The organism is Rouxiella silvae, assembly GCF_002093625.1.
Lineage (GTDB): Bacteria > Pseudomonadota > Gammaproteobacteria > Enterobacterales > Enterobacteriaceae > Rouxiella > Rouxiella silvae.
This window is the reverse complement of the sequence record NZ_MRWD01000028.1, coordinates 36,082-55,086: the sequence shown is the minus strand read 5'-3', so window position 1 is coordinate 55,086 and position 19,005 is coordinate 36,082. Positions and strand designations below refer to the sequence as shown.

At 51.4% G+C, this 19,005-nt stretch carries 18 protein-coding genes; 9 read left to right on the top strand and 9 right to left on the bottom strand.

The window, feature by feature from the left end; all coding sequences use genetic code 11:
* Positions 1-7: 7 nt before the first annotated feature.
* The 4 genes from BS639_RS12955 to BS639_RS12940 all read left to right on the top strand — a co-directional run bounded on the left by BS639_RS12955 (position 8) and on the right by BS639_RS12940 (position 3,023).
* Complete coding sequence (locus BS639_RS12955) at positions 8-496, top strand: Lrp/AsnC family transcriptional regulator (protein WP_055770863.1); 489 nt, start codon at positions 8-10, stop codon at positions 494-496.
* 127 nt (positions 497-623) lie between these two features.
* Positions 624-1,343, top strand: coding sequence for a GNAT family N-acetyltransferase (locus tag BS639_RS12950; protein ID WP_084983267.1), 720 nt, complete (start codon positions 624-626; stop codon positions 1,341-1,343).
* 97 nt (positions 1,344-1,440) lie between these two features.
* On the top strand, positions 1,441-2,358 hold the full coding sequence (gene yddG / locus BS639_RS12945) for an aromatic amino acid DMT transporter YddG (RefSeq protein WP_084983266.1): 918 nt from the start codon (positions 1,441-1,443) through the stop codon (positions 2,356-2,358).
* A gap of 32 nt (positions 2,359-2,390) precedes the next feature.
* Positions 2,391-3,023, top strand: a complete 633-nt coding sequence (locus BS639_RS12940) for an HAD hydrolase-like protein (RefSeq protein WP_084983265.1) — start codon at positions 2,391-2,393, stop codon at positions 3,021-3,023.
* Here the strand turns inward: BS639_RS12940 and BS639_RS12935 are convergent.
* Positions 3,020-3,853, bottom strand: a complete 834-nt coding sequence (locus BS639_RS12935; RefSeq protein ID WP_084983264.1) for an oxidoreductase — start codon at positions 3,851-3,853, stop codon at positions 3,020-3,022. The two genes, BS639_RS12940 and BS639_RS12935, sit on opposite strands and share 4 nt — an antisense overlap.
* Before the next feature lie 160 nt (positions 3,854-4,013).
* On the opposite strand from BS639_RS12935, the gene BS639_RS12930 reads away from it, so the two are divergent.
* Positions 4,014-4,925 (top strand): AraC family transcriptional regulator, encoded by a 912-nt coding sequence (locus tag BS639_RS12930; RefSeq protein ID WP_084983276.1) that lies wholly within the window; start codon positions 4,014-4,016, stop codon positions 4,923-4,925.
* Positions 4,926-4,965: 40 nt separating this feature from the next.
* Here BS639_RS12930 and BS639_RS12925 read toward each other — a convergent pair whose 3' ends face one another.
* From BS639_RS12925 to mgtA, 5 genes are all read right to left on the bottom strand, one after another.
* Positions 4,966-5,211 carry a hypothetical protein gene (locus BS639_RS12925; protein WP_084983263.1) on the bottom strand — a complete coding sequence of 82 codons (246 nt, stop codon included), beginning with the start codon at positions 5,209-5,211 and terminating at the stop codon, positions 4,966-4,968.
* A gap of 103 nt (positions 5,212-5,314) precedes the next feature.
* Complete coding sequence (locus BS639_RS12920) at positions 5,315-5,704, bottom strand: VOC family protein (RefSeq protein ID WP_055770846.1); 390 nt, start codon at positions 5,702-5,704, stop codon at positions 5,315-5,317.
* 108 nt (positions 5,705-5,812) lie between these two features.
* The gene (locus BS639_RS12915; RefSeq protein WP_055770842.1) at positions 5,813-6,160 is read right to left on the bottom strand and encodes a DUF2493 domain-containing protein; all 348 of its coding nucleotides are present in this window, start codon (positions 6,158-6,160) and stop codon (positions 5,813-5,815) included.
* Positions 6,161-6,313: 153 nt separating this feature from the next.
* The gene (locus BS639_RS12910; protein WP_084983262.1) at positions 6,314-6,958 is read right to left on the bottom strand and encodes an HAD-IA family hydrolase; all 645 of its coding nucleotides are present in this window, start codon (positions 6,956-6,958) and stop codon (positions 6,314-6,316) included.
* A 980-nt stretch (positions 6,959-7,938) separates the two neighbouring features.
* Positions 7,939-10,653 (bottom strand): magnesium-translocating P-type ATPase, encoded by a 2,715-nt coding sequence (mgtA, locus tag BS639_RS12905; protein ID WP_084983261.1) that lies wholly within the window; start codon positions 10,651-10,653, stop codon positions 7,939-7,941.
* A gap of 1,040 nt (positions 10,654-11,693) precedes the next feature.
* Between mgtA and pxpB the strand changes: the two genes are divergently transcribed.
* Both pxpB and BS639_RS12890 read left to right on the top strand, forming a co-directional pair.
* Positions 11,694-12,371: a 5-oxoprolinase subunit PxpB gene (gene pxpB / locus BS639_RS12895; RefSeq protein WP_228779627.1), complete on the top strand. Its 678-nt coding sequence runs from the start codon at positions 11,694-11,696 to the stop codon at positions 12,369-12,371.
* Complete coding sequence (locus tag BS639_RS12890; RefSeq protein WP_055770827.1) at positions 12,368-13,345, top strand: 5-oxoprolinase subunit C family protein; 978 nt, start codon at positions 12,368-12,370, stop codon at positions 13,343-13,345. The genes pxpB and BS639_RS12890 overlap by 4 nt, the downstream gene beginning before the upstream one ends.
* A 52-nt stretch (positions 13,346-13,397) precedes the next feature.
* On the opposite strand, the gene BS639_RS12885 is transcribed toward BS639_RS12890, so the two are convergent.
* Together BS639_RS12885 and BS639_RS12880 are read right to left on the bottom strand one after the other, a co-directional pair.
* Positions 13,398-14,600 carry a pyridoxal phosphate-dependent aminotransferase gene (locus BS639_RS12885; RefSeq protein ID WP_055770824.1) on the bottom strand — a complete coding sequence of 401 codons (1,203 nt, stop codon included), beginning with the start codon at positions 14,598-14,600 and terminating at the stop codon, positions 13,398-13,400.
* 191 nt (positions 14,601-14,791) lie between these two features.
* Positions 14,792-15,712, bottom strand: a complete 921-nt coding sequence (locus tag BS639_RS12880; protein ID WP_084983258.1) for a LysR family transcriptional regulator — start codon at positions 15,710-15,712, stop codon at positions 14,792-14,794.
* 143 nt (positions 15,713-15,855) lie between these two features.
* Here BS639_RS12880 and BS639_RS12875 point away from each other — a divergent pair, with 143 nt between their 5' ends.
* The gene (locus BS639_RS12875; RefSeq protein WP_055770818.1) at positions 15,856-17,292 is read left to right on the top strand and encodes an MFS transporter; all 1,437 of its coding nucleotides are present in this window, start codon (positions 15,856-15,858) and stop codon (positions 17,290-17,292) included.
* 100 nt (positions 17,293-17,392) lie between these two features.
* On the opposite strand, the gene BS639_RS12870 is transcribed toward BS639_RS12875, so the two are convergent.
* Positions 17,393-18,073, bottom strand: coding sequence for a type 1 glutamine amidotransferase domain-containing protein (locus tag BS639_RS12870; protein WP_055770815.1), 681 nt, complete (start codon positions 18,071-18,073; stop codon positions 17,393-17,395).
* A 265-nt stretch (positions 18,074-18,338) separates the two neighbouring features.
* On the opposite strand from BS639_RS12870, the gene BS639_RS12865 reads away from it, so the two are divergent.
* On the top strand, positions 18,339-18,941 hold the full coding sequence (locus BS639_RS12865) for a TetR/AcrR family transcriptional regulator (protein ID WP_055772412.1): 603 nt from the start codon (positions 18,339-18,341) through the stop codon (positions 18,939-18,941).
* The last annotated feature ends 64 nt before the right edge of the window (positions 18,942-19,005 follow it).

Below are 19,005 nucleotides of genomic sequence, written 5' to 3'. Positions count from 1 at the left end.
ATTATTTATGTCTGTAGATAAAATAATATTGGATGAAACCAGTCTGCGTATTCTTGACGTATTGCAGCAAAACGCCGACATCAGCAATGCTGAGCTGGCAGAAATTGTCGGGCTTTCGGTTTCACCGTGCTGGCGACGGGTGGCTGACATGCGCGAAAAAGGCATTATTCGCGGATCGGCCATGTTGGTTGACCCCTTGGCTTTGGGGTTGGCGGTCAACGTTTTTGTGCATGTTTCGCTCAAGCAGCAGGACAAAGATTCGCTGAAACGCTTTACCGATTCGGTCAGTGAGCGCCCTGAGGTGATGGAGTGTTATTTAATGACCGGGGAATCCGATTTCATGCTGCGGGTCGTGGTTGAAAACTTGCAAAAATATCAGGCTTTGATGATGGACTGCCTGACGCAAATTGACGGGGTGGCCAGCATTCGGTCGAGCTTTGCACTCAGTCAAGTGAAGTACACCACCGCCCTGCCAACTCAACACCTGCGGGAGTAGCCAGTATGGGGGATAAACGCCTCTTGCCGAGATAGTGGTCTACTGAAACTGTATAAATCTGGCTCTTTGAATAATGCCACTTGAGTCATACAGTCTCTGTCAATTTCAACGCTCTCGAGAGGTAAGTATGTCCAATATCCAAAACTGTTTTAACCAACCCGTGGGTTTACCGATAGCCGACTGGCAGCCACGCCCGCTGCCTGAACGCCTTATCATGGAGGGCAGATTCTGCCGTCTGGAACCACTTAACGAAAGCCAGCACACCGCCGACCTTTGGCAAGCCTGGAAAACAGCCGAAGACCAACGCGGCTGGACCTACCTAAGCTGCGGTCCCTTCCACAGCGAGGCTGACTACAGCGCTTATCTAAAAACTGCGGCCCAAAGTGCCGACCCTATGCATTACGCGGTGATAAATCTCGACAGCAACCAGGCTGAGGGCACGATTGCTCTGATGCGTATCGACGCGCCAAACGGCGCCATCGAAGTGGGATTTGTCGTTTTTTCTCCACTTCTCCAGCGCACCGTGCAGGCGACTGAAGCGCACTTTTTGCTGATGAAATATGCCTTTGAAACCTTAGGTTATCGCCGCTATGAGTGGAAATGTGACAGTTTGAACGCCCCTTCTCGTCGCGCCGCACAGCGTTTAGGCTTCACTTTTGAAGGTCAGTTTAGGCAGGCCGGCGTTTACAAGGGAAGAACTCGCGATACCGCATGGTTTTCAATTATCGACAGCGAATGGCCACAGGTGAAAGACGCGTTTGAGGCATGGCTAGCACCGAAAAATCTTCAACAAGGTGTTCAGCAAAAAAGTTTGGCGGCACTGCGCGAGGAACGCGGGCAGCAGTAAGTAAAGTCCTTCAGTTGAGAAGTGACAGCGATTTCACTCGGCGTGCAGGTTAATGCTAAGGTACGGGGTCACTTACTCTGAGGCTGCGATTTTTAAAATGTCAGGAAAGAAAGCAACATTAGTAGGTTTGATGGCGATTGGCTTCTTTAGCGCCGTTGCAGGCCTGATCCGCAGCGTTACTGAGGGATTAGGCCCGGTGGGCGGCGCGGCGATGATTTATAGCCTGGCGTCCGTGCTGCTGCTCTTTACGGTGGGATTTCCCGATATTCGGAAATTTCCCCGCGCCTATCTTTACCTCGGCAGCCTGCTTTTTGTCAGCTATGAAATCTGCTTGGCGCTTTCACTCGGCTTTGCCCTCACCCGCAGTCAGGCAATTGAAGTCGGCATGGTTAACTATCTGTGGCCAAGTATGACGATTTTAATGTCTGTGCTGTTTAAGCAACAAAAAGCTAGCCTGTATATTATCCCGGGGATGTTGCTCGCATTTATCGGCCTGTGTTGGGTGCTGAGTGGCGATAACGGGCTTTCCGTGACGTCAATCTGGGCAAATGTAAAAACCAATCCACTTAGCTACGGTCTCGCGTTCGCCGGTGCCTTTATCTGGTCTTTTTACTGCATTTTGACCAGTAAAAAAGCCGAGGGTAAAAACGGTATCACGCTGTTTTTTATTCTAACCGCCCTCACTTTGTGGCTTAAGTATGCCTTTGGGGCTTCGGCGCCGATGAATTTTAGCGCCCACACGCTGGTCAGCCTGGCGCTGGCGGCAGGGGCGCTCGGCTGTGGTTATGCCGCCTGGAATATAGGAATTTTGCACGGCAACGTCGCGATACTTGCCACAGCGTCTTACTTCATTCCCATTTTTTCATCCGCTCTGGCAGCGACAATCCTCAATGCCCCGTTAGCCACGTCTTTTTGGCAAGGTGCGGCAATGGTGAGTATTGGCTCGCTCATCTGTTGGCGCTCCACGCGGAGCATAACTCACCCTCCGTTGGAGACCCACGTGGACAACGCGTAAACGATGAAAACCCTAAAATAGGCGCGCATTCGATGAGCTATAGGCTGGTCATTTTCGACTTTGATGGAACCCTCGCCGATACTTTTCCGGTTTTTGCAGAAAATTATCCCGCTATCGCGGAGCGTAATGGTTTAAAACAATTCGCCGCCGATGAGGTCAATGCTCTAAGGAGTATGAGCACCCAGCAAATCCTACGCAGCATTAATTTGCCACTGTGGAAGCTGCCTCGGGTGACATTGGACTTTAGGAATGCGATGAACAATAACGCCGCGTCTATTCAACCGTTCGCCGGCATTATCGAGAGCCTGACGGCCCTGCGTGCAGATGGATTGCGACTGGCATTGACCAGCTCAAACTCAGAGGCCGTAGTGCGCACCGTACTCGGCGCGCAGGTTTGTAACGACTTTGAGCGTATTGTTTGCGGCGCCTCAATATTTGGCAAGGCGAAGAAAATCAGCAGAATCATCAAGAGTCTTAATATAGCCTCAAGTGAGGCTATTTATATTGGTGATGAAACGCGCGATGCCAAAGCCGCCGAAGAGGCCAATATTGCCTTTGGAGCCGTCGCGTGGGGCTATACGCGCATCGAAACGTTACAGACCACGCACCCGCAGGTCTGTTTCAGTCATCCTCGCGACCTGCAGAAGCTGAGACAGACTTCCTAACCGTCTGTTGAACGCGTCAGGTGCTCCCATGCGTCAATTTCAGCCGCATAGGCCTGTAACTTTCCGCGTACCAAACCTAGCGCATCGCTTCCCAACAGTAAATGAGCGGGAGGCGTATCGCTAGCAATCACGGCCAGCATTGCCCGTGCCGCTTTTGCAGGGTCCCCAAGCTGCTTGCCGTTTTTTTCTTCACGAGCCTGACGGATAGGGTCAAACAAAGGGTCATAATCGGCCAATGTTCTTGGCGTACGCACCATAGAACGACCTGCCCAATCGGTACGAAACGATCCCGGAGCCACTGCGGTGACAGCAATATTAAACGGCTTAAGTTCTTTAACCAGAACCTCGGAGATGCCTTCCAGCGCGAACTTACTGCCGCAGTAATAGGCAATTCCCGGCATGGTAATAAAGCCGCCCATCGAGGTGATATTGAGAATATGTCCGCGACGACGTTGGCGCATAAACGGCAGCAGCGCCTTAATCATCGCCACCGCGCCAAACACGTTGACGTCGAACTGGCGCTTCATTTCTTCCAGCGCAGACTCCTCCATCACGCCTTCATGGCCATACCCGGCGTTATTAACCAGCACGTCAACGGGGCCGACGCTGGCCTCAACCTCGGCGACAATATTGTCGATGGCGGCAAAGTCGGTCACATCGAGAATGCGGGCAAAGGCGCGCGCGGGGTCGAGTGCTTCAAATTCCTTTCTGGCCGATTCGCTACGCACAGTGCCCACCACGCGATGCCCGTCGTTCAACGCTTCCTGAGCCAAGGCGCGACCAAATCCGCTGCTGACGCCGGTGATGAAAATAATTTTTGATGTGGACATAAAAAAACTCCTGCTTGTTAAGAGACATAGGCATACTATTCTCTAAATCGGTGAGTTTTTAGGCCGATAACTCTCTTTTTATTGCCTATTCCTATGAGGTGGCATTCAAATGAACAATCCTGTAACGTCTGCCAATGATTTGGACTCAGACCAACGGCGCATGGTTTCACTGCTGAGCACCCTCGCGCCAAAGGAGGGATACAACCTGACGTCTTTGCCGAGCGTGCGTTTTTTACGCGCAGACCGCCCTCTTGCCCGCACGCCGGTGCTCTATGACCCGGGCATTATCATTGTTTGTCAGGGACGTAAGCGGGGGTATTTTGGTAACCGGACTTATGTCTATGACCAGCAGCACTATTTAGCCGTGTCGGTACCGGTTCCCTTTGTCATGGAAACCGATGCTTCGCCGGATCAGCCTTTACTGGCCATCTATTTGCACCTGGATTTTCAACTGGCGGCCGAATTATTGATTCAAATAGACCGAATGGGCGAATCTGCCAGCGTCTCGCCGCCCGAAAGCATGATTTCCAGCCCGATGGACGCCGAGATTAAAGCCTCGGTACTTCACTTTTTAGAAGCCATGAACAAGCCGCTTGATGCTGCGATACTCGGGCCAGCGTTGCTGCGTGAGCTGTACTTTCGTGTTTTAACCGGTGCTCAGGGTCACGCTATGCGATCGGCACTAATGATGCACGGTCAGTTCGGTAAAATTGGTAAGGCGCTGCGCCGCATCCACGCTACCTATGCGGATGCGCTGAATCTCAACCAACTGGCGGGCGAAGCGGGGATGAGTGTGCCGACTTTTCACAGCCATTTCAAGGCGATAACGCAGACATCGCCCATGCAGTACGTGAAGTCGACGCGGCTGCATCAGGCGCGGTTGCTGATGGTGAGAGAGGGAATAACAGCAGCAGTTGCCAGTCAGACCGTTGGCTATGAAAGCGCCTCGCAGTTTAACCGCGAATTTAAGCGCCTATTTGGACTGCCGCCGGCTGAAGAAACCCGCCGCATGCGAGAGAATTTCGCCGTGCCGCCGCTTCATGCTGGCTCTGAGTTTGTCTCTTCGCATTAGGTAAAGAGAATGAGACAGTGATGCGACGTGGGGCATCCAGCTATTGATGTTGATGCAGGTCAGACTCTATTTGGGTGATTTTATGCGACAGAAACAGGCAATATCCCATACAGCCAGCGGCCAGAAGCAGCTGTAATATGAGTCCAGAAGAGCCAGATTCAGCATGAAAATAGTTCACCAAAGCGCAGAGCGCGAGCACAACGCCGATGATACAAAACCAGCGTTTTAAGCTATCCATATTGCGAAGCCATTTGACTATTTCTTCGCGGTTTTGCTGTTTACTCATAAGGGCTCCTTAATAGCGTGTTTATCCCTTGTTCCTCCTCGGCCGTGAGAATCAAACTAGCGTCTCACGGCAAAAATAACCGTCGTATATATCACAAAATGTCTCACACCCAGGCCCTATTTTGTAAAACCACGCGGTAGCCATCACGATCACTGAAGGTCTTGCCGGACACATCCCAGTAGGGATTAAAAGAAGCCACACAGGTGAATCCGGCCGCCGCCGCGTTATCGCAAATCCTTTGCCACTCCTCGCCGTCTGGCAAATACAGCACTAACAAATCTTCGGCAGACGGCTGCGGTTTTACTGGGTGCGAGTGGCAAACGGTGAATTCCAGGTGCCACGCGAAATTCGAATGCCCCATCATGATCCCGCTAAATGATTGATGGTCTTTGAATTCCCCAATTTTCTCCAGGCCGAGTCCACGATGATACATTTCATAACTTCGTTGCAAATCAGTAACAGGCCTAGCGATACGTAAATGAAAAGGGGTCATAACAGTCCTTTGTCGTTGCGAGGTGGGAATTAATGTGATTTTAAATCTAGCGCATTAATCCCATCCAGCCATCAATTTCGCGATAAATTCCGACTTGCTGAGCTGTTTTTAGAAATCAACCTCAATGACTTTTATCCCCACGCGCGTAGCCCGTTTGATGCACTCTGCCGTGTCATCTCCGCCGGTAAGCGCCAAAATGATATCGGGCCTACAGTCGTCAAGCATAAAGAGATTGCGGCGGATTTCGGCGTGTCGTCCGTGCATTGCCCAGTTAGCAGGATATCGCACGACGTGAACGTCGGCGTCGCGTGCCCAGCCTTCAATGCTGGCCCCTAATAGTTGATGCCCGCCGTGAATTAGCACCTTTATTGGATGGGACTGGTGATATAAATCCAAGACCCGCGTCAGCGTATTGGTGTCAGCATAAAACCGACCCGCACAAATTAATACTCTCATCGTCGTTCACCTTAATACTTCGCCTTAGCCTGTTGTCTATCCTGCTGCTTTTAATCCGTTTTGATTTTTCTAATCAATCGCCAAACATCATAAGCTGAGCAAATAAATACCGGAGCCTTGCAAAATTCAGTATTTATTTGTTTATATGAGACATCACCAGCTCAAAGTCATTAAATCACCCTCGATATCAACCAGAATATTTTTGTAATTATCAAGCTGCATGCCATCTTGACGATTTTTCAGACGATGGCTGAATGACCCGACAGCAATAACTCGCATTCCAGCAGCAATGGCAGATTGTATTCCGCAATCTGCATCCTCAAAAACCAGGCAGTCATCAGGTTGCACATCTAATAGTTGCGTGGCTTTCAGATAGGGTTCTGGGTCGGGTTTATCATTCCAAACATCTTCAGAGGTGATAACCAAGTCGGGTACAGACAGACCGGCACCGCGGATACTGGCAATGGCCACTTTCCAGGCACCCGAAGTCACGATAGCGATACGTTTTACTGGTATTTTCTTCATAAAATCCACTGCGCCAGCAACGGGACTGACATGACTTAACTCTTCTATGGCAAGGACTTTAATTTCCTCAATACAGTCTTCATTATGAAAATAGGGGGAAATCAGTTTCAGGGCTTCCTCAATATTTCTACCGTGTATTACCGAAAGAACATAATTAACATCTATATGGTTTTTTATCGCCCATCTAGACCAGAAATTTTCTATAGATGAACATGAATCAACTAACGTGCCATCAAGATCAAAAAGTACTGCTTTACATTTAACTTCAGGCATAATTACCTCAAAATAAAAAATTGTTTAATTGTTTCACGAAGTAACTTACCCTCTTAAAAAAATACCCCCCCACTGATTAAACACCTCCTAGATTATTTTTATCAACGGAGTTAATCCCAGCCTTTCCATATTATTGCGCTTTTTTTGCCAATATGTGGGGATCTATTTCCTGTTCATCTGTAAGTAATAATTAAACTAACATCGGCAGATTAACGCCGGTAACAATCGCACTATTTTTATTCTCAATGACAAACTGACCGGCAACATAAAAATGACAACTGTATTCTCTGGAAATTAAGAAAAACACCATTCTGAACATTAAGGTTATGAAGTGCAGCTCTGTAACGAGCAACAAGTTCTTCCAGAGTTTCACCCTAGTCGAAGTCTATCGCTGATACATTACTTGTATGACCGACTTTATTATTTGCAACGTATAATAACTCCTTAGCAATTAAACCGTTAGAGGCAATCACTGTAGCTACTTTCATATATCCTCCGAAGTTCACACCGTTTACAACGCTTTTAAATCTTCATTTCCTGCTACATGCGCTTAATATTACGCCTAAAATAAAATCATACCAATTTATTTAATCGGGTTTTATAGGGCAACCAACAAGAGCAAGTGAATTTTGTGATCATGATTCACTTACAAATAGAGTGCACTTGGTGCGCCACTCGCTGAAGTTAATTTATTTAAAAACACAGGGTAATAAAATTTAACAAAGCGGCGTTTTTATATTTCTACCGCAAGCATTAACCGCTATAGATAAATTATACTCCACCTAGAGTTTGAAACAGAACCACGTTATTCCGCCCCCTTGCCTATAACATGTCGCTAGAATGTCAGACGATTTAGGCAAGCCGCTTCCTCTTTCTCAGACAACAAACCTAGGTGAATGAAAGTGAAGCGGTATTAAGCACAGTTAGGCACCTGATGGTTTAGTTAAAAACGGTGATTTCCCTACGGTGAGTGATTCCCCTTAGTGCCACTGCTTGAAGCGACGCATATAGAACGTTTTCATTCCCTGCGCGACACAGCAGTAGGCAAATAATGTGCCTGCTAACCACGGGAAATACTCCCAAGGCAGCGCTTGAAGCCCGACCAGCGGTCCGAGAGGCGAGAACGGCACATAAATCCCGACAGCCATAATCAGCCCGGTCATCAGCATTACCGGCAATGAAGCGGTACTTTGAATGAACGGTATTTTTTGTGTGCGCAGCATGTGCACCACCAGCGTCTGCGACAGCAAGCCTTCAATAAACCAACCAGACTGGAACAGCGTCTGCATATGTTCGCTATTTGCGCCGAACACGTACCACATCAGGGCAAAAGTGGTCATATCAAAAATTGACGACGTGGGCCCAATCCACACCATAAAGCGTCCAATATTTCTGGCATCCCACTTGCGTGGTTTTTCCAAAAACTCCTTGTCGATGGTGTCCCAAGGCAGCGCCAGCTGTGAAATGTCATACATCAGATTTTGCAGCAGCAGCTGAATTGCCATCATCGGCAAGAACGGAATGAACGCACTGGCGACCAAGACCGAGAACACGTTGCCAAAGTTGGAGCTGGCAGTCATATTCAGGTACTTCATGATATTGCCGAAGGTCTCGCGCCCTTTCAGCACGCCCTCTTCCAGCACCATCAGGCTCTTTTCAAGCAGAATAATATCTGCCGACTCTTTGGCAATATCAGTGCCGCTGTCTACTGAAATCCCGACGTCGGCGTCGCGCAGTGCCGGTGCATCATTAATGCCGTCGCCCAAAAATCCGACGGTGTGGCCGTTGGATTGCAGGGCCTTCAGCACTCTGGATTTTTGCAGCGGCGTCAATTTTGCAAACACCGTGCGCTCTTCCACCAACACCTTGAGCGCCGCGTCATCGATACGTTCCAGCTGAGGCCCCAGCAGCGGCTCACCCGGTTCGAGTCCAACCTGACGGCAAATACGGGTGGTAACGACGGCGTTATCCCCTGTGAGAACTTTCACGGCAACGCCGATGCTGCGCAGGGCCGCAATGGCTGGACCTGCCGTTTCTTTCGGCGGATCCAAGAAGGTCAGGAATCCGCGAATAATCAGCGCTGACTCATCGCCGGTGGAGTATTGTTTTTTAGCCTCACTTTTGTGGATTTCACGGGTCGCCACCACCAGCACGCGGAACCCTTGCTTGTTGTAGTCATTGGCCCTTTCCAGCAACGCCTCGCGATGTGCATCGGTCAGCTCAACCCACTGATCGTTTTCTACCAGCCGAGTCGAAATGCTCAGCATCTCCTCCACGGCACCTTTACAGACCAACAGGTGATTGCCGCGCGTATCCTTAACCACAATCGACAAGCGACGGCGGATAAAATCGAAAGGCATTTCGTCAACTTTGCTGAAACCCTGTGGTTTAACAAACTGTGGTTCATTTTCGGAAAAATAAATAACCGCCTGATCCATCAGGTTTTTGATGCCGCTCTGGTGATAACTGTTGAGCCACGCCAGCGATAACACCGCCTCATTCTTCTGTCCCAACGTATCAATATGGTGCTCGAGGATAATTTTATCCTGCGTCAGCGTGCCGGTTTTATCGGTACACAGCACGTCCATCGCGCCCAGGTTTTGAATCGCGTTAAGACGTTTAACCACCACCTTGCGCTTGGCCATCGCCACCGCGCCTTTTGCCAGGTTAGCGCTGACAATCATCGGCAGCATTTCCGGGGTCAACCCTACCGCAACCGCCAGAGCAAACAGTAATGCATCCCACCATTCGCCTTTCATCACACCGTTAATCAAGAACACCACCGGCACCATCACCAGCATGAAGCGAATGAGCAACCAACTGACACTGTTGACGCCGCGGTCGAAGGCCGTTTGGACCCGCGTACCGACAATGGCTTTCGCCAGCGAGCCAAAATAGGTGCGCGGGCCGGTCGCGACGACCACGGCTAATGCTGTGCCGCTGACCACGTTGGTGCCCATAAAGCAGATATTGGGAATATCCAGCAGATTATCGTTTTCGCCAGACTCATCGCTGGCGGACTTCTGTGCCACATCACCCAGCGTGTCATATTTCTCGACTGGCAGTGCTTCGCCTGTTAATACCGCCTGGCTGATAAACAAGTCTCGAGATTCAATCAACCGCACGTCGGCGGGGATCATATCGCCGGCATACAACTGAACGATATCGCCCACCACCAGTTCACGCATCGGTATTTCACGCAGCTTGCCCACCTCACCAAGGTGCTTGCGACGCAGTACCGTCGCGGTAGTGCGTACCATGGCTTTCAGCGCTTCCGCCGACTTCGCCGAGCGGTGCTCCTGCCAAAAACGAACCAGTCCACTGAGGCTAACCATGGTGCCGATGATGATAACAGTGGTCAGATCTCCGTCATCGCCGTGGTGGATGGGCAGCCAGTAGTCGGTGAAAAAACTGATGCAGGCCAGCATGCCCAAAATGTAAATAAACGGGTTGTTGAAAGCCTTGATTAACTGGATAAGTGCATGAGGTGGCCGGTCGTGTACGACTTCGTTGTAGCCATGCTTTTCCAGACGGTCGGCCGCGCTGGCGTTCAGCAGTCCTTCTTTGGTGGCATTAAGGTTGAGCAGCGTTACCGCAACGCCGTTCTTGGCCTCTTGGACGGCACGCATGGAGAGGCCGTTAGACTTGCGATTTTTGTTATCGCGTTGTTTAACATTATTGTTTTGTACGGTCATGGTAGTACTCCTGTCGCCACGCAGTGAAGATGAAGTTAACGGCAGATGCCAAATTTTAGGCAGCCGTAACTATTCCTCATCACTCAGGCAATCGGTGTTGTAATATATTCGGCGCAAAACCTCCGCCCATTTATTAATAAATAAACAGACTGGGAGATAATTAATTTATTTTATTTACGTGCAGGCGAAAACGGCGTTTAAAAAAACACGGAATATTCTCGTGACATAAATAATGGCAAACTCAGCGTGGCTCATTAAAGCTGAATTAATCCCTATAAGTGGAATTCAGGCTTTATATCAAACCACGTGCTGAATCAGGCAGAGAAGCATCGACTTTGTGGGTCTTCGCTGTCGGAAAAGGAGCAACGTTGTTCAAGCTGGCCGCTGACAGGACTCACGCGCCAGTTGATTACACGATGATTTAATTGGCTGATTTTACGCAAAAATGTCAGATCATCACGCTTTTTATGCTCAGCCTGCGCCCTGTCTCGGGACGGCCGAACGCGTAACGTTAACGTTGACACCTTGACGGTTGGGAAAAGAGTAGATTTGAAGTTCATAACACACCTCTGGACCGTAATAATTCAGGTTGAGGTGAGTTAACACAAGAGCGTTAGGCTCCGGCGAAGCACACCAAAACGATGAAACGATCACAGTCAATTTCATGTTTAATATTCCGAATCGCTTTAGAAACGATATTCGGGAAGCTACTCGATACAGTGTCCATTAGGCTCTTATGTTGAGTTAAGAAAGGCCGCAACTTCCGGCCCGTGCAATTTACCCACGACATATAACATTGTCAATAAGTAAAGTGAGTTTAAATGTTCTGGTTTATATTTCAGATAGCATTCAAGATAAAAATTCAGCAGCGTAATATGTTCTTAATATTCCTGCGGTGATGTATTGAAGACAATCCTGCAACAACACGCCTTCAAGGTCATACAAAACGCATATCCCCATACAGTGTTTCCCTCTTATGCAGTGCAAAATCGTACTTATATACTCGCGCTATGCTGAGCTGGCTAAACATAGGATTAAAAATGCTTGCTGGGAAAAGAAGTCCACGGGGCGCGATAAAAGTGTCAACCATTGGCAGCCGGGCGTGGCTGGTTGAGGCGCCGGGAGCATTCGACCTGCCTTCGCAACGACGAGTATGGTCCCTCGCGGCGGCACTCCGACAGCGGGTAGACGTTGAATCGCTGATCCCCGGCGTCACCAACTTGCTGGTGGTATTTCGCCAAACGCCGATTGACTATGACGACACCTTGCTGATGTTGGAAAACCAATGGCAGCAGGCGCAGGACGTGATGCCTGACGGGAAAATGATTGAAATTTCAGTAATTTACGGCGGTAAACACGCCACCGACCTTGACGCTGTTTGCCAACACTGCGGGCTGTCGGCCGCCGAGGTCGTACGGCGTCACCATCAGACAACCTACACCGTTTTTGCCCTCGGCAGCGCCCCAGGTTTTGCCTATCTGCACGGCCTTGACCCCGCCCTCGCCACGCCAAGGAAAAAAATCCCCTCACTAAATATGCTTAAAGGCACCGTGACCATCGGCGGCGAACAGGCCGGCGTTTCGGCGCTGACCGGTCCTAACGGTTGGAACGCCATCGGCTTCGCCGAGATCGACGTTTTTGACCCGACGGCAGAATCCCCGGCATTAATGACGCCAGGTGATACGGTTCGTTTTGTACCCGCAAGGATTGAGCTGTGATTGAAATAACTAAGACCGGTGCGCTGAACACCGTACAGGATTTAGGCCGCAAAGAATTTCGCCATCTAGGCGTGTCGATTGCTGGCGTGATGGACCCGCTGGCGCTGCGTGCCGGAAATATTTTATTGGGCAACGAGGAAAACGCGGCCGCAATTGAAGTTCAACTCTTCCCCTTTCGGGTGCGTTTTTTATGTGATACCAGCATTGTCATCACCGGAGCAGACGGGCGTGCGCGGCTTGATGGCGCAGAACTTCCGCCGTGGTGGGGATGTTCGGTAAAAAAAGGACAAGAGCTGGAGCTGTCTTTCCCTCGTCAGGGAGCACGCTGCTATCTGTGCGTCGCCGGAGGAATAGATGTGCCACTGGTACTTGGCTCACGCAGCACCGCCCTGCGCGGCAGCTTTGGCGGACACTGCGGAAGACCGCTGCAATCGGGCGATGTCCTTCCATTGGGGAAAACTCGGGCACCGTCGCTTCCCACCGAGGGCGTGGGTATTGTGCCGCCGCAGGTTGCCATGCCGGACCTGTTTTCCAGCCGTGCCGACGGCGTGGTTCAACTTCGCGCTATTCCTGCCGGAGAATACCCGCTTTTTTCGTCCGACCACGCGCGCTTCTGGTCGCAGAGTTGGAAGGTCTCAGTGCACAGTAATCGCACCGGCTATCGCCTGTCCGGTGAGCCGATAATCGCTTCGCAGACTCTCGAGATGCGCTCCTATGGTTTGGTGCCCGGCGTGGTACAAGTGCCCCCAGCGGGAGAACCGATCGTGCAGCTGAGTGATGCCAATACCGCAGGTGGCTACCCGAAAATAGCGGGCATTATTGAAGAGGATTTATGGCGACTGGGACAGGTTCAGGCCGGAGAATCGATTCAACTGATTCAGTGTGATGCTCGCGAAGCCATTCGCGTAGGTGAGGAAGTCAGGCGCTGGCTGAGTCGCCTATCTGTGCAGTCTGCCAGACTGAATGCTGGCTAAAAAAAACGGGACCTATCAGGGGTCCCGTTTTTCATTCTCTGTTCTGTAAGACTTACGCCATGCCTTCGCAAAAAGCGGCGATGCGGTCGCACCCCTCTTTGAGCATCTCCATGCTGGTCGCATAGGAAAGGCGGAAATAAGGGCTCATGCCGTAGGCCGCACCCTGCACAGTCACGACGTGCTTTTCTTCAATCAACGCCATCACGAAATCAGCATCGTTGTTAATCTTGCGGCCGCCAGCAGACGTCTTGCCGATAAAGGCGGCAATATTGGCGAACAGATAAAATGCCCCCTGCGGTCTATGGCAACTCAGGCCTTCAATGGTCGATAGACGTTCAAGCACAAAATCACGGCGCTGGCGATAAATCTCGGCGCGCTCTTTCAGCAGGCTTTGCGGACCGTCCAGCACCGCCACGGCGGCAGCCTGAGTCAAGGTCGTCACCCCGCCGCTGTTTTGCGAATTCACGTTACTCATGGCTTTAATCAATTCTTTGGGGCCGCCACAAAAGCCAAGACGCCAGCCGGTCATGGAATAAGCCTTGGACACGCCGTTAACGGTCAATACGCGGTCAAACAGGCGCGGCTCCACCTCTGCCAGCGTGTAAAACGTCACCTCGTCATAAATGAGATGCTCATAGATATCATCGGTCATTATCCACACGTTAGGATGGCGCAGCATGACGTCGGCGATGGCCTGAATCTCGGCGCGGGTGGCCACAGAACCGGTTGGATTACTGGGATAATTCAATAACAACCATTTAGTTTTAGGCGTTATTGCCGCGTCTAAATCCGCAGGGTAAGGCTTGAAACCGTTCTCCTGTGGGCAGGCGACAGGAACAGGCGTCCCCCCGGCAAACTTAACGATATCGGCATAGCTTATCCATGAAGGCGTCGGGATTATCACTTCATCCCCAGCATTAATGGTCGCCATCATGGCATTAAAGATAATCTGCTTGGCACCGCCGGCGGTAATAATTTGCGACACGTCATAATCAAGATTGTTGTCACGCTTGAATTTACGCGCAATCGCCGCGCGCAGAGTGGGGGTACCGTCAGTCGGCGGATAACGCGTGTCACCGCCGAGCGCGGCGGCATAGGCAGCCTCAATCGCGTGCGGCGGCGTAGGGAAATCTGGCTCACCGGTTGAGAGCGTAACCACGCTCACTCCCTGCGCAGCAAGGTCGCGCGCCTTTTGTGTCATGGCAACGGAGGCAGAAACAGTAACATTCTTTAAGCGATCGGCGATATCAGGCATGGTGCTGGGATTCCAAAGTCATAGCATCCGACTGCCGCGATGGAGGCGTGCCATCCAGTCTGGCGGCGGCGAAAGTCAGTGAGGGTTGAGGGAATATCACGTGTCCTGCCTAGAGTAATGACAGCGGGGCGCAGTAGCCAATAGCGCTTTGTTTTGATGGTATAACACAAACCGATAGATGCGGCGTTTAGTCAGCCGTTGGGCACCCGTTGACGACACACGCGCAGCACCAATTGCCGCAGCCAGCGGTGGGCCGGGTCAACCTCCGAGCGCGGATGCCACATTTGAGAAATGGTAATGACGTGGGTTTTTACCGGCAGTTCAAAAAGATAGAACGCGGGGATCTCGCCTTTCGGTTGAATATTGATAAAAGAGGCAGGCACCAACGCCACCAGATCGGACGCCTGGGCAACCGCTAGCGCGGCGGAGAAGTTAGGCACTACCGCGGCAATCTTGCGTTGCAGACCCCGTTCGGCCAGCCCTTGATCTACCGGACCGATCATTTCTCCCCGCCGTGAAGCTACGACGTGTGCAAAGTCCACATAGCGTTCGGCGGTCACGGTAGGGTAATTTTCAAATGGATGCCCCTTTCTGACCACACCAACAAATCGGTCTCGAAATAGCGCCTGTAACCGTATTTCTGGCCCCATCTCGCCCAGCACGCCTATTTCAAGACTCACCAACCCTTCACGCAGATATTTTGCACTCTTCTCCGGCTTAGGTATAAAACATAAACAAACTCCCGGAGCCTCTTCTGCCGCCGCGGCAATCAGCGCCGCGCCAAATGCCTGAACAAAACCATCGTTGGCACGTAGGGTAAAGGTTTGACGCAGCGTCGATAAATCAAGCTCAACTAAACGAGGCTGAAGCACGGCCCGCGCCTCTGAAACGGCGCGCTGGGTGCGCTCGCGAATCGCTTCGGCGTAGGGCGTCATCACCATATTCCGGCCTGCACGCACCAGCAGCGGATCGCCCGTCACGCTGCGCAGACGGCCCAGCGTGCGGCTCATCGCCGAAGCGCTAAGGTGTAAACGACGCGCTGCCGCGGCTACGCTTCCTTCTGCCAGTAGCGCGTCGAGCGCAATGAGCAAGTTAAGGTCGGGTTCAGTCATCACTCATCGTATTCCTTGGCACATCGTCATGAAAGGCGTTTGGTGCAGGTTATAAATGCAACCGTTGCGTCTTCCGCCTGCTGTAAAGGGTGACTATAGTCATTGCATTGCCAAACGGCTAATCATTAACTGAGGTTTTTACGATGGTTTTATTTTCTGACCAACCTGGGGATGAAGGACTGCCCGGCCAACAGCGGCTTTTAGCGATGGCGGCCGTAATGACCACCACAACCATGGCGGTATTTGATGGCTCGATCGTCAACATTGCTCTGCCGAGAATAGCACAATCGTTAAGCGTTCCGGCGGCTGACGCAGTGTGGGTGGCGAATGGTTACCTGCTCTCTGCTGCCATGACATTGGCAATTTTTGCCGCGCTGGCCAGTCGATTTGGCTTTCGTACCCTGTTTATTTTGGGTCTATTCGTGTTCACGCTGGCGTCTCTTGGCTGTGCCCTTTCCTCTTCGCTTGATATGTTGATCGGAATGCGACTGCTGCAAGGCATTGGCGGCGCGGCGACGCTGAGCATTGCGCCGGCTGTCCTTCGTCAGTCTTTTCCTAACCGTTTGTTGGGGCGAATATTGGGGATCAATGCGTTATTGATTGCCACCTGTACCGCTGTCGCGCCTATTTTTGGCGGCACGCTATTATCGGTACTGGGATGGCAATGGCTGTTTGCCATTAATATTCCGCTGGGGGCGATGGCTATATTACTGGCACTGCGCGCCATTCCAGCAAATCGTCCACAGACTAAAGAGCCTTTTGATATTGCCGGCGCGCTGTTGTCCGCCACGGCGCTGGGCGCGCTGGTGATGGCCGCCAGCAGTTTTTCACAGACTCATGGCGAGGATGCAATGATGGCCGCAGCCGCTTACGGCGCGACCGCCGTCGTTGCCGGTTGGGCGTTTGTCTGGCGACAGCGTCGAGCGATAAAGCCTTTGCTGCCGCTGGGTATGTTTGCGTCGGCGAGGTTTTCGCTCGCGGCGTTAACCTCTTTGTCTTCGTTTGTCGGTCAGGGGATCACTTTCGTGGCACTGCCGTTTCTGTTCCAAAGCGTTTATGGCTACAGTGCGTTTGGTTCAGCGCTGCTTTTTACCCCTTGGCCAATAGGCATTATTCTCGCCGCGCCTTATGCAGGAAGGCTTTCAGACCGCTATTCACCGGCATTAATTTCAACCGTGGGACTGGGTCTCTTTACGCTCGGACTGGTGCTGCTGGCGCTGCTGCCAGGTAATCCGGCCTACTGGGATATTGGTTTGCGCAGTTTGCTGTGCGGGATAGGGTTTGGCTGTTTCCAAAGCCCCAACAACCGCGAAATGTTGTCCAACGCCTCTCGGGAAAACAGCGGCTATGCGTCGGGCGTTCTGGCGATAATGCGCACGCTTGGCCAATGTCTTGGCGCGGCGTTGGTCGGTGTTATTCTTTCAATTTATGCGCATTCAGGCGACGTGCTGCATTCAACTACGCTGACGGAGGTACAGGGCGTAACAATGAGCCTGTGGGTCGCCGTGGTGGCAACAATTTTCGCCCTCATTATCAGCATAAATCGCCTGCGCAAGGCTAAGATCGTCGAAAAAATCTAGCGCAGTCTGCAAGTTAACGCCTCTGGCGTTACCAACTCTTATGATTCACCCGCCACGTCGGGTGAATCATTCTTGGTATTATTTTACCAACCGCTTGATATTACTCGGCCAACAGCTTGATTAATGCCTGAGCCGCCGCGGCAGAACTCGCAGGGTTTTGCCCGGTAACCAGTAGACCGTCAACCACGACATAAACCTGCCAATCGCCCAACTTTGAATATTGACCGCCCAGACGGATAAATTCGTCTTCAACCAGGAAAGGCACCACCTGGGTCAGGCCCACCGCTTCCTCTTCTGAATTAGTAAATCCGGTAACGTTGCGCGCTTTTACCAGCGCACTGCCATCTGCATTTTTTACATGGCGCAAAACGCCAGGCGCATGACAGACAAAAGCATGCGGCTTTTTCTGAGCAGCAAAGGCTTCAATCAGGGCGATGGAGTCTGCACTCTCTGCTAAATCCCACAGCGGCCCATGACCACCAGGATAAAACACCGCATCAAAGTCAGCGGCATTAACGTCGGCAAGGCGCCCCGTGTTTGCCAGCAGTTGCTGGGTTGCCGGGTCTTGACGGAATCGGTCAGTTTCTGCGGTTTGTGCTTCCGGCGTATCACTTTTTGGGTCTAGCGGCGGTTGCCCACCCGCAGGCGAAACCAGTGTTACCTCGGCGCCGGCATCCTTAAATACGTAGTAAGGCGCAGCAAATTCCTCAAGCCAAAAACCGGTCTTCTTGCCCGTGTTGCCCAGCGTGTCGTGCGAAGTCAGTACCATCAGAATTTTCATGTTGAAACCTCATCATTATATTTTAGAAAGTCTAACGCATGGCCGGTTATGGATTTTGAGCCCTGCTTTAAGCTGCATCAGCAAGATTCAAATAAATAACAGACCAGTCGTCTATAAACTTTGGGCATACTCTACCTCCTGCTTTTCGATGTCAATACTTTTTTCTGAGAATGATTTTGTCGAGCTTAATTGTCGATAATGGCGGTGAAGTATTTTACTGGATGAAATCTAGACGACTGGTCTAGTGAGTGATATTATCAGCCGTATGAAACAAGCTTATGATGATACTCGACAACACATACTTGATACCGGCTATCGGATGATGGCGGCCAAGGGCTTCACCAGCGTAGGGCTCAACGAGCTTCTGCAAACTGCCGGTGTGCCCAAAGGGTCGTTCTATCACTATTTCAAGTCAAAAGAACAATACGGTCAGGCACTGCTTGAGGACTACTTCCGCAACTATGTTTCTGAACTCGAACAGATATTTTCCAACCCAGCCATCAGCGGGCGCGAACGGCTCATGCGCTACTGGCAAAACTGGCACGACCGCTACTCTTATGACATTACCTCAAACCAGTGTGAAGCGCTGGAGTGCCTGGTGGTGAAGCTTAGCGCCGAAGTGGCCGATCTCTCTGAAGGAATGCGCCTCACCCTGCGCGACGGCACCTCGCAAATTATTGAGCGTCTGACGCGCTGCATTGAGCAGGGGAAGAAGGACAACTCACTGACGGTGGCTGATGCGCAACAAACCGCCGCGGCGCTCTACCAACTTTGGCTGGGAGGCAGTCTGCTCAACAAACTGCATCGCGACGGCACCGCACTCGCTCAGTCAATGATTGCCACGCGCGCAATCCTCAGCATCGATTGATTCAGTCATAAGGTCCGACCCCGTAAAACATCACGCGGCTCCTTCGCGCAGCGTGATGTTTAAA

Bases quoted from the DNA above. Each gene is read 5' to 3' on its own strand.
- BS639_RS12955 (WP_055770863.1), top strand. From the start codon at position 8: ATGTCTGTAGATAAAATAATATTGGATGAAACCAGTCTGCGTATTCTT.
- BS639_RS12950 (WP_084983267.1), top strand. From the start codon at position 624: ATGTCCAATATCCAAAACTGTTTTAACCAACCCGTGGGTTTACCGATA.
- yddG (WP_084983266.1), top strand. From the start codon at position 1,441: ATGTCAGGAAAGAAAGCAACATTAGTAGGTTTGATGGCGATTGGCTTC.
- BS639_RS12940 (WP_084983265.1), top strand. From the start codon at position 2,391: ATGAGCTATAGGCTGGTCATTTTCGACTTTGATGGAACCCTCGCCGAT.
- BS639_RS12935 (WP_084983264.1), bottom strand. From the start codon at position 3,853: ATGTCCACATCAAAAATTATTTTCATCACCGGCGTCAGCAGCGGATTT.
- BS639_RS12930 (WP_084983276.1), top strand. From the start codon at position 4,014: ATGGTTTCACTGCTGAGCACCCTCGCGCCAAAGGAGGGATACAACCTG.
- BS639_RS12925 (WP_084983263.1), bottom strand. From the start codon at position 5,211: ATGAGTAAACAGCAAAACCGCGAAGAAATAGTCAAATGGCTTCGCAAT.
- BS639_RS12920 (WP_055770846.1), bottom strand. From the start codon at position 5,704: ATGACCCCTTTTCATTTACGTATCGCTAGGCCTGTTACTGATTTGCAA.
- BS639_RS12915 (WP_055770842.1), bottom strand. From the start codon at position 6,160: ATGAGAGTATTAATTTGTGCGGGTCGGTTTTATGCTGACACCAATACG.
- BS639_RS12910 (WP_084983262.1), bottom strand. From the start codon at position 6,958: ATGCCTGAAGTTAAATGTAAAGCAGTACTTTTTGATCTTGATGGCACG.
- mgtA (WP_084983261.1), bottom strand. From the start codon at position 10,653: ATGACCGTACAAAACAATAATGTTAAACAACGCGATAACAAAAATCGC.
- pxpB (WP_228779627.1), top strand. From the start codon at position 11,694: ATGCTTGCTGGGAAAAGAAGTCCACGGGGCGCGATAAAAGTGTCAACC.
- BS639_RS12885 (WP_055770824.1), bottom strand. From the start codon at position 14,600: ATGCCTGATATCGCCGATCGCTTAAAGAATGTTACTGTTTCTGCCTCC.
- BS639_RS12880 (WP_084983258.1), bottom strand. From the start codon at position 15,712: ATGACTGAACCCGACCTTAACTTGCTCATTGCGCTCGACGCGCTACTG.
- BS639_RS12875 (WP_055770818.1), top strand. From the start codon at position 15,856: ATGGTTTTATTTTCTGACCAACCTGGGGATGAAGGACTGCCCGGCCAA.
- BS639_RS12870 (WP_055770815.1), bottom strand. From the start codon at position 18,073: ATGAAAATTCTGATGGTACTGACTTCGCACGACACGCTGGGCAACACG.
- BS639_RS12865 (WP_055772412.1), top strand. From the start codon at position 18,339: ATGAAACAAGCTTATGATGATACTCGACAACACATACTTGATACCGGC.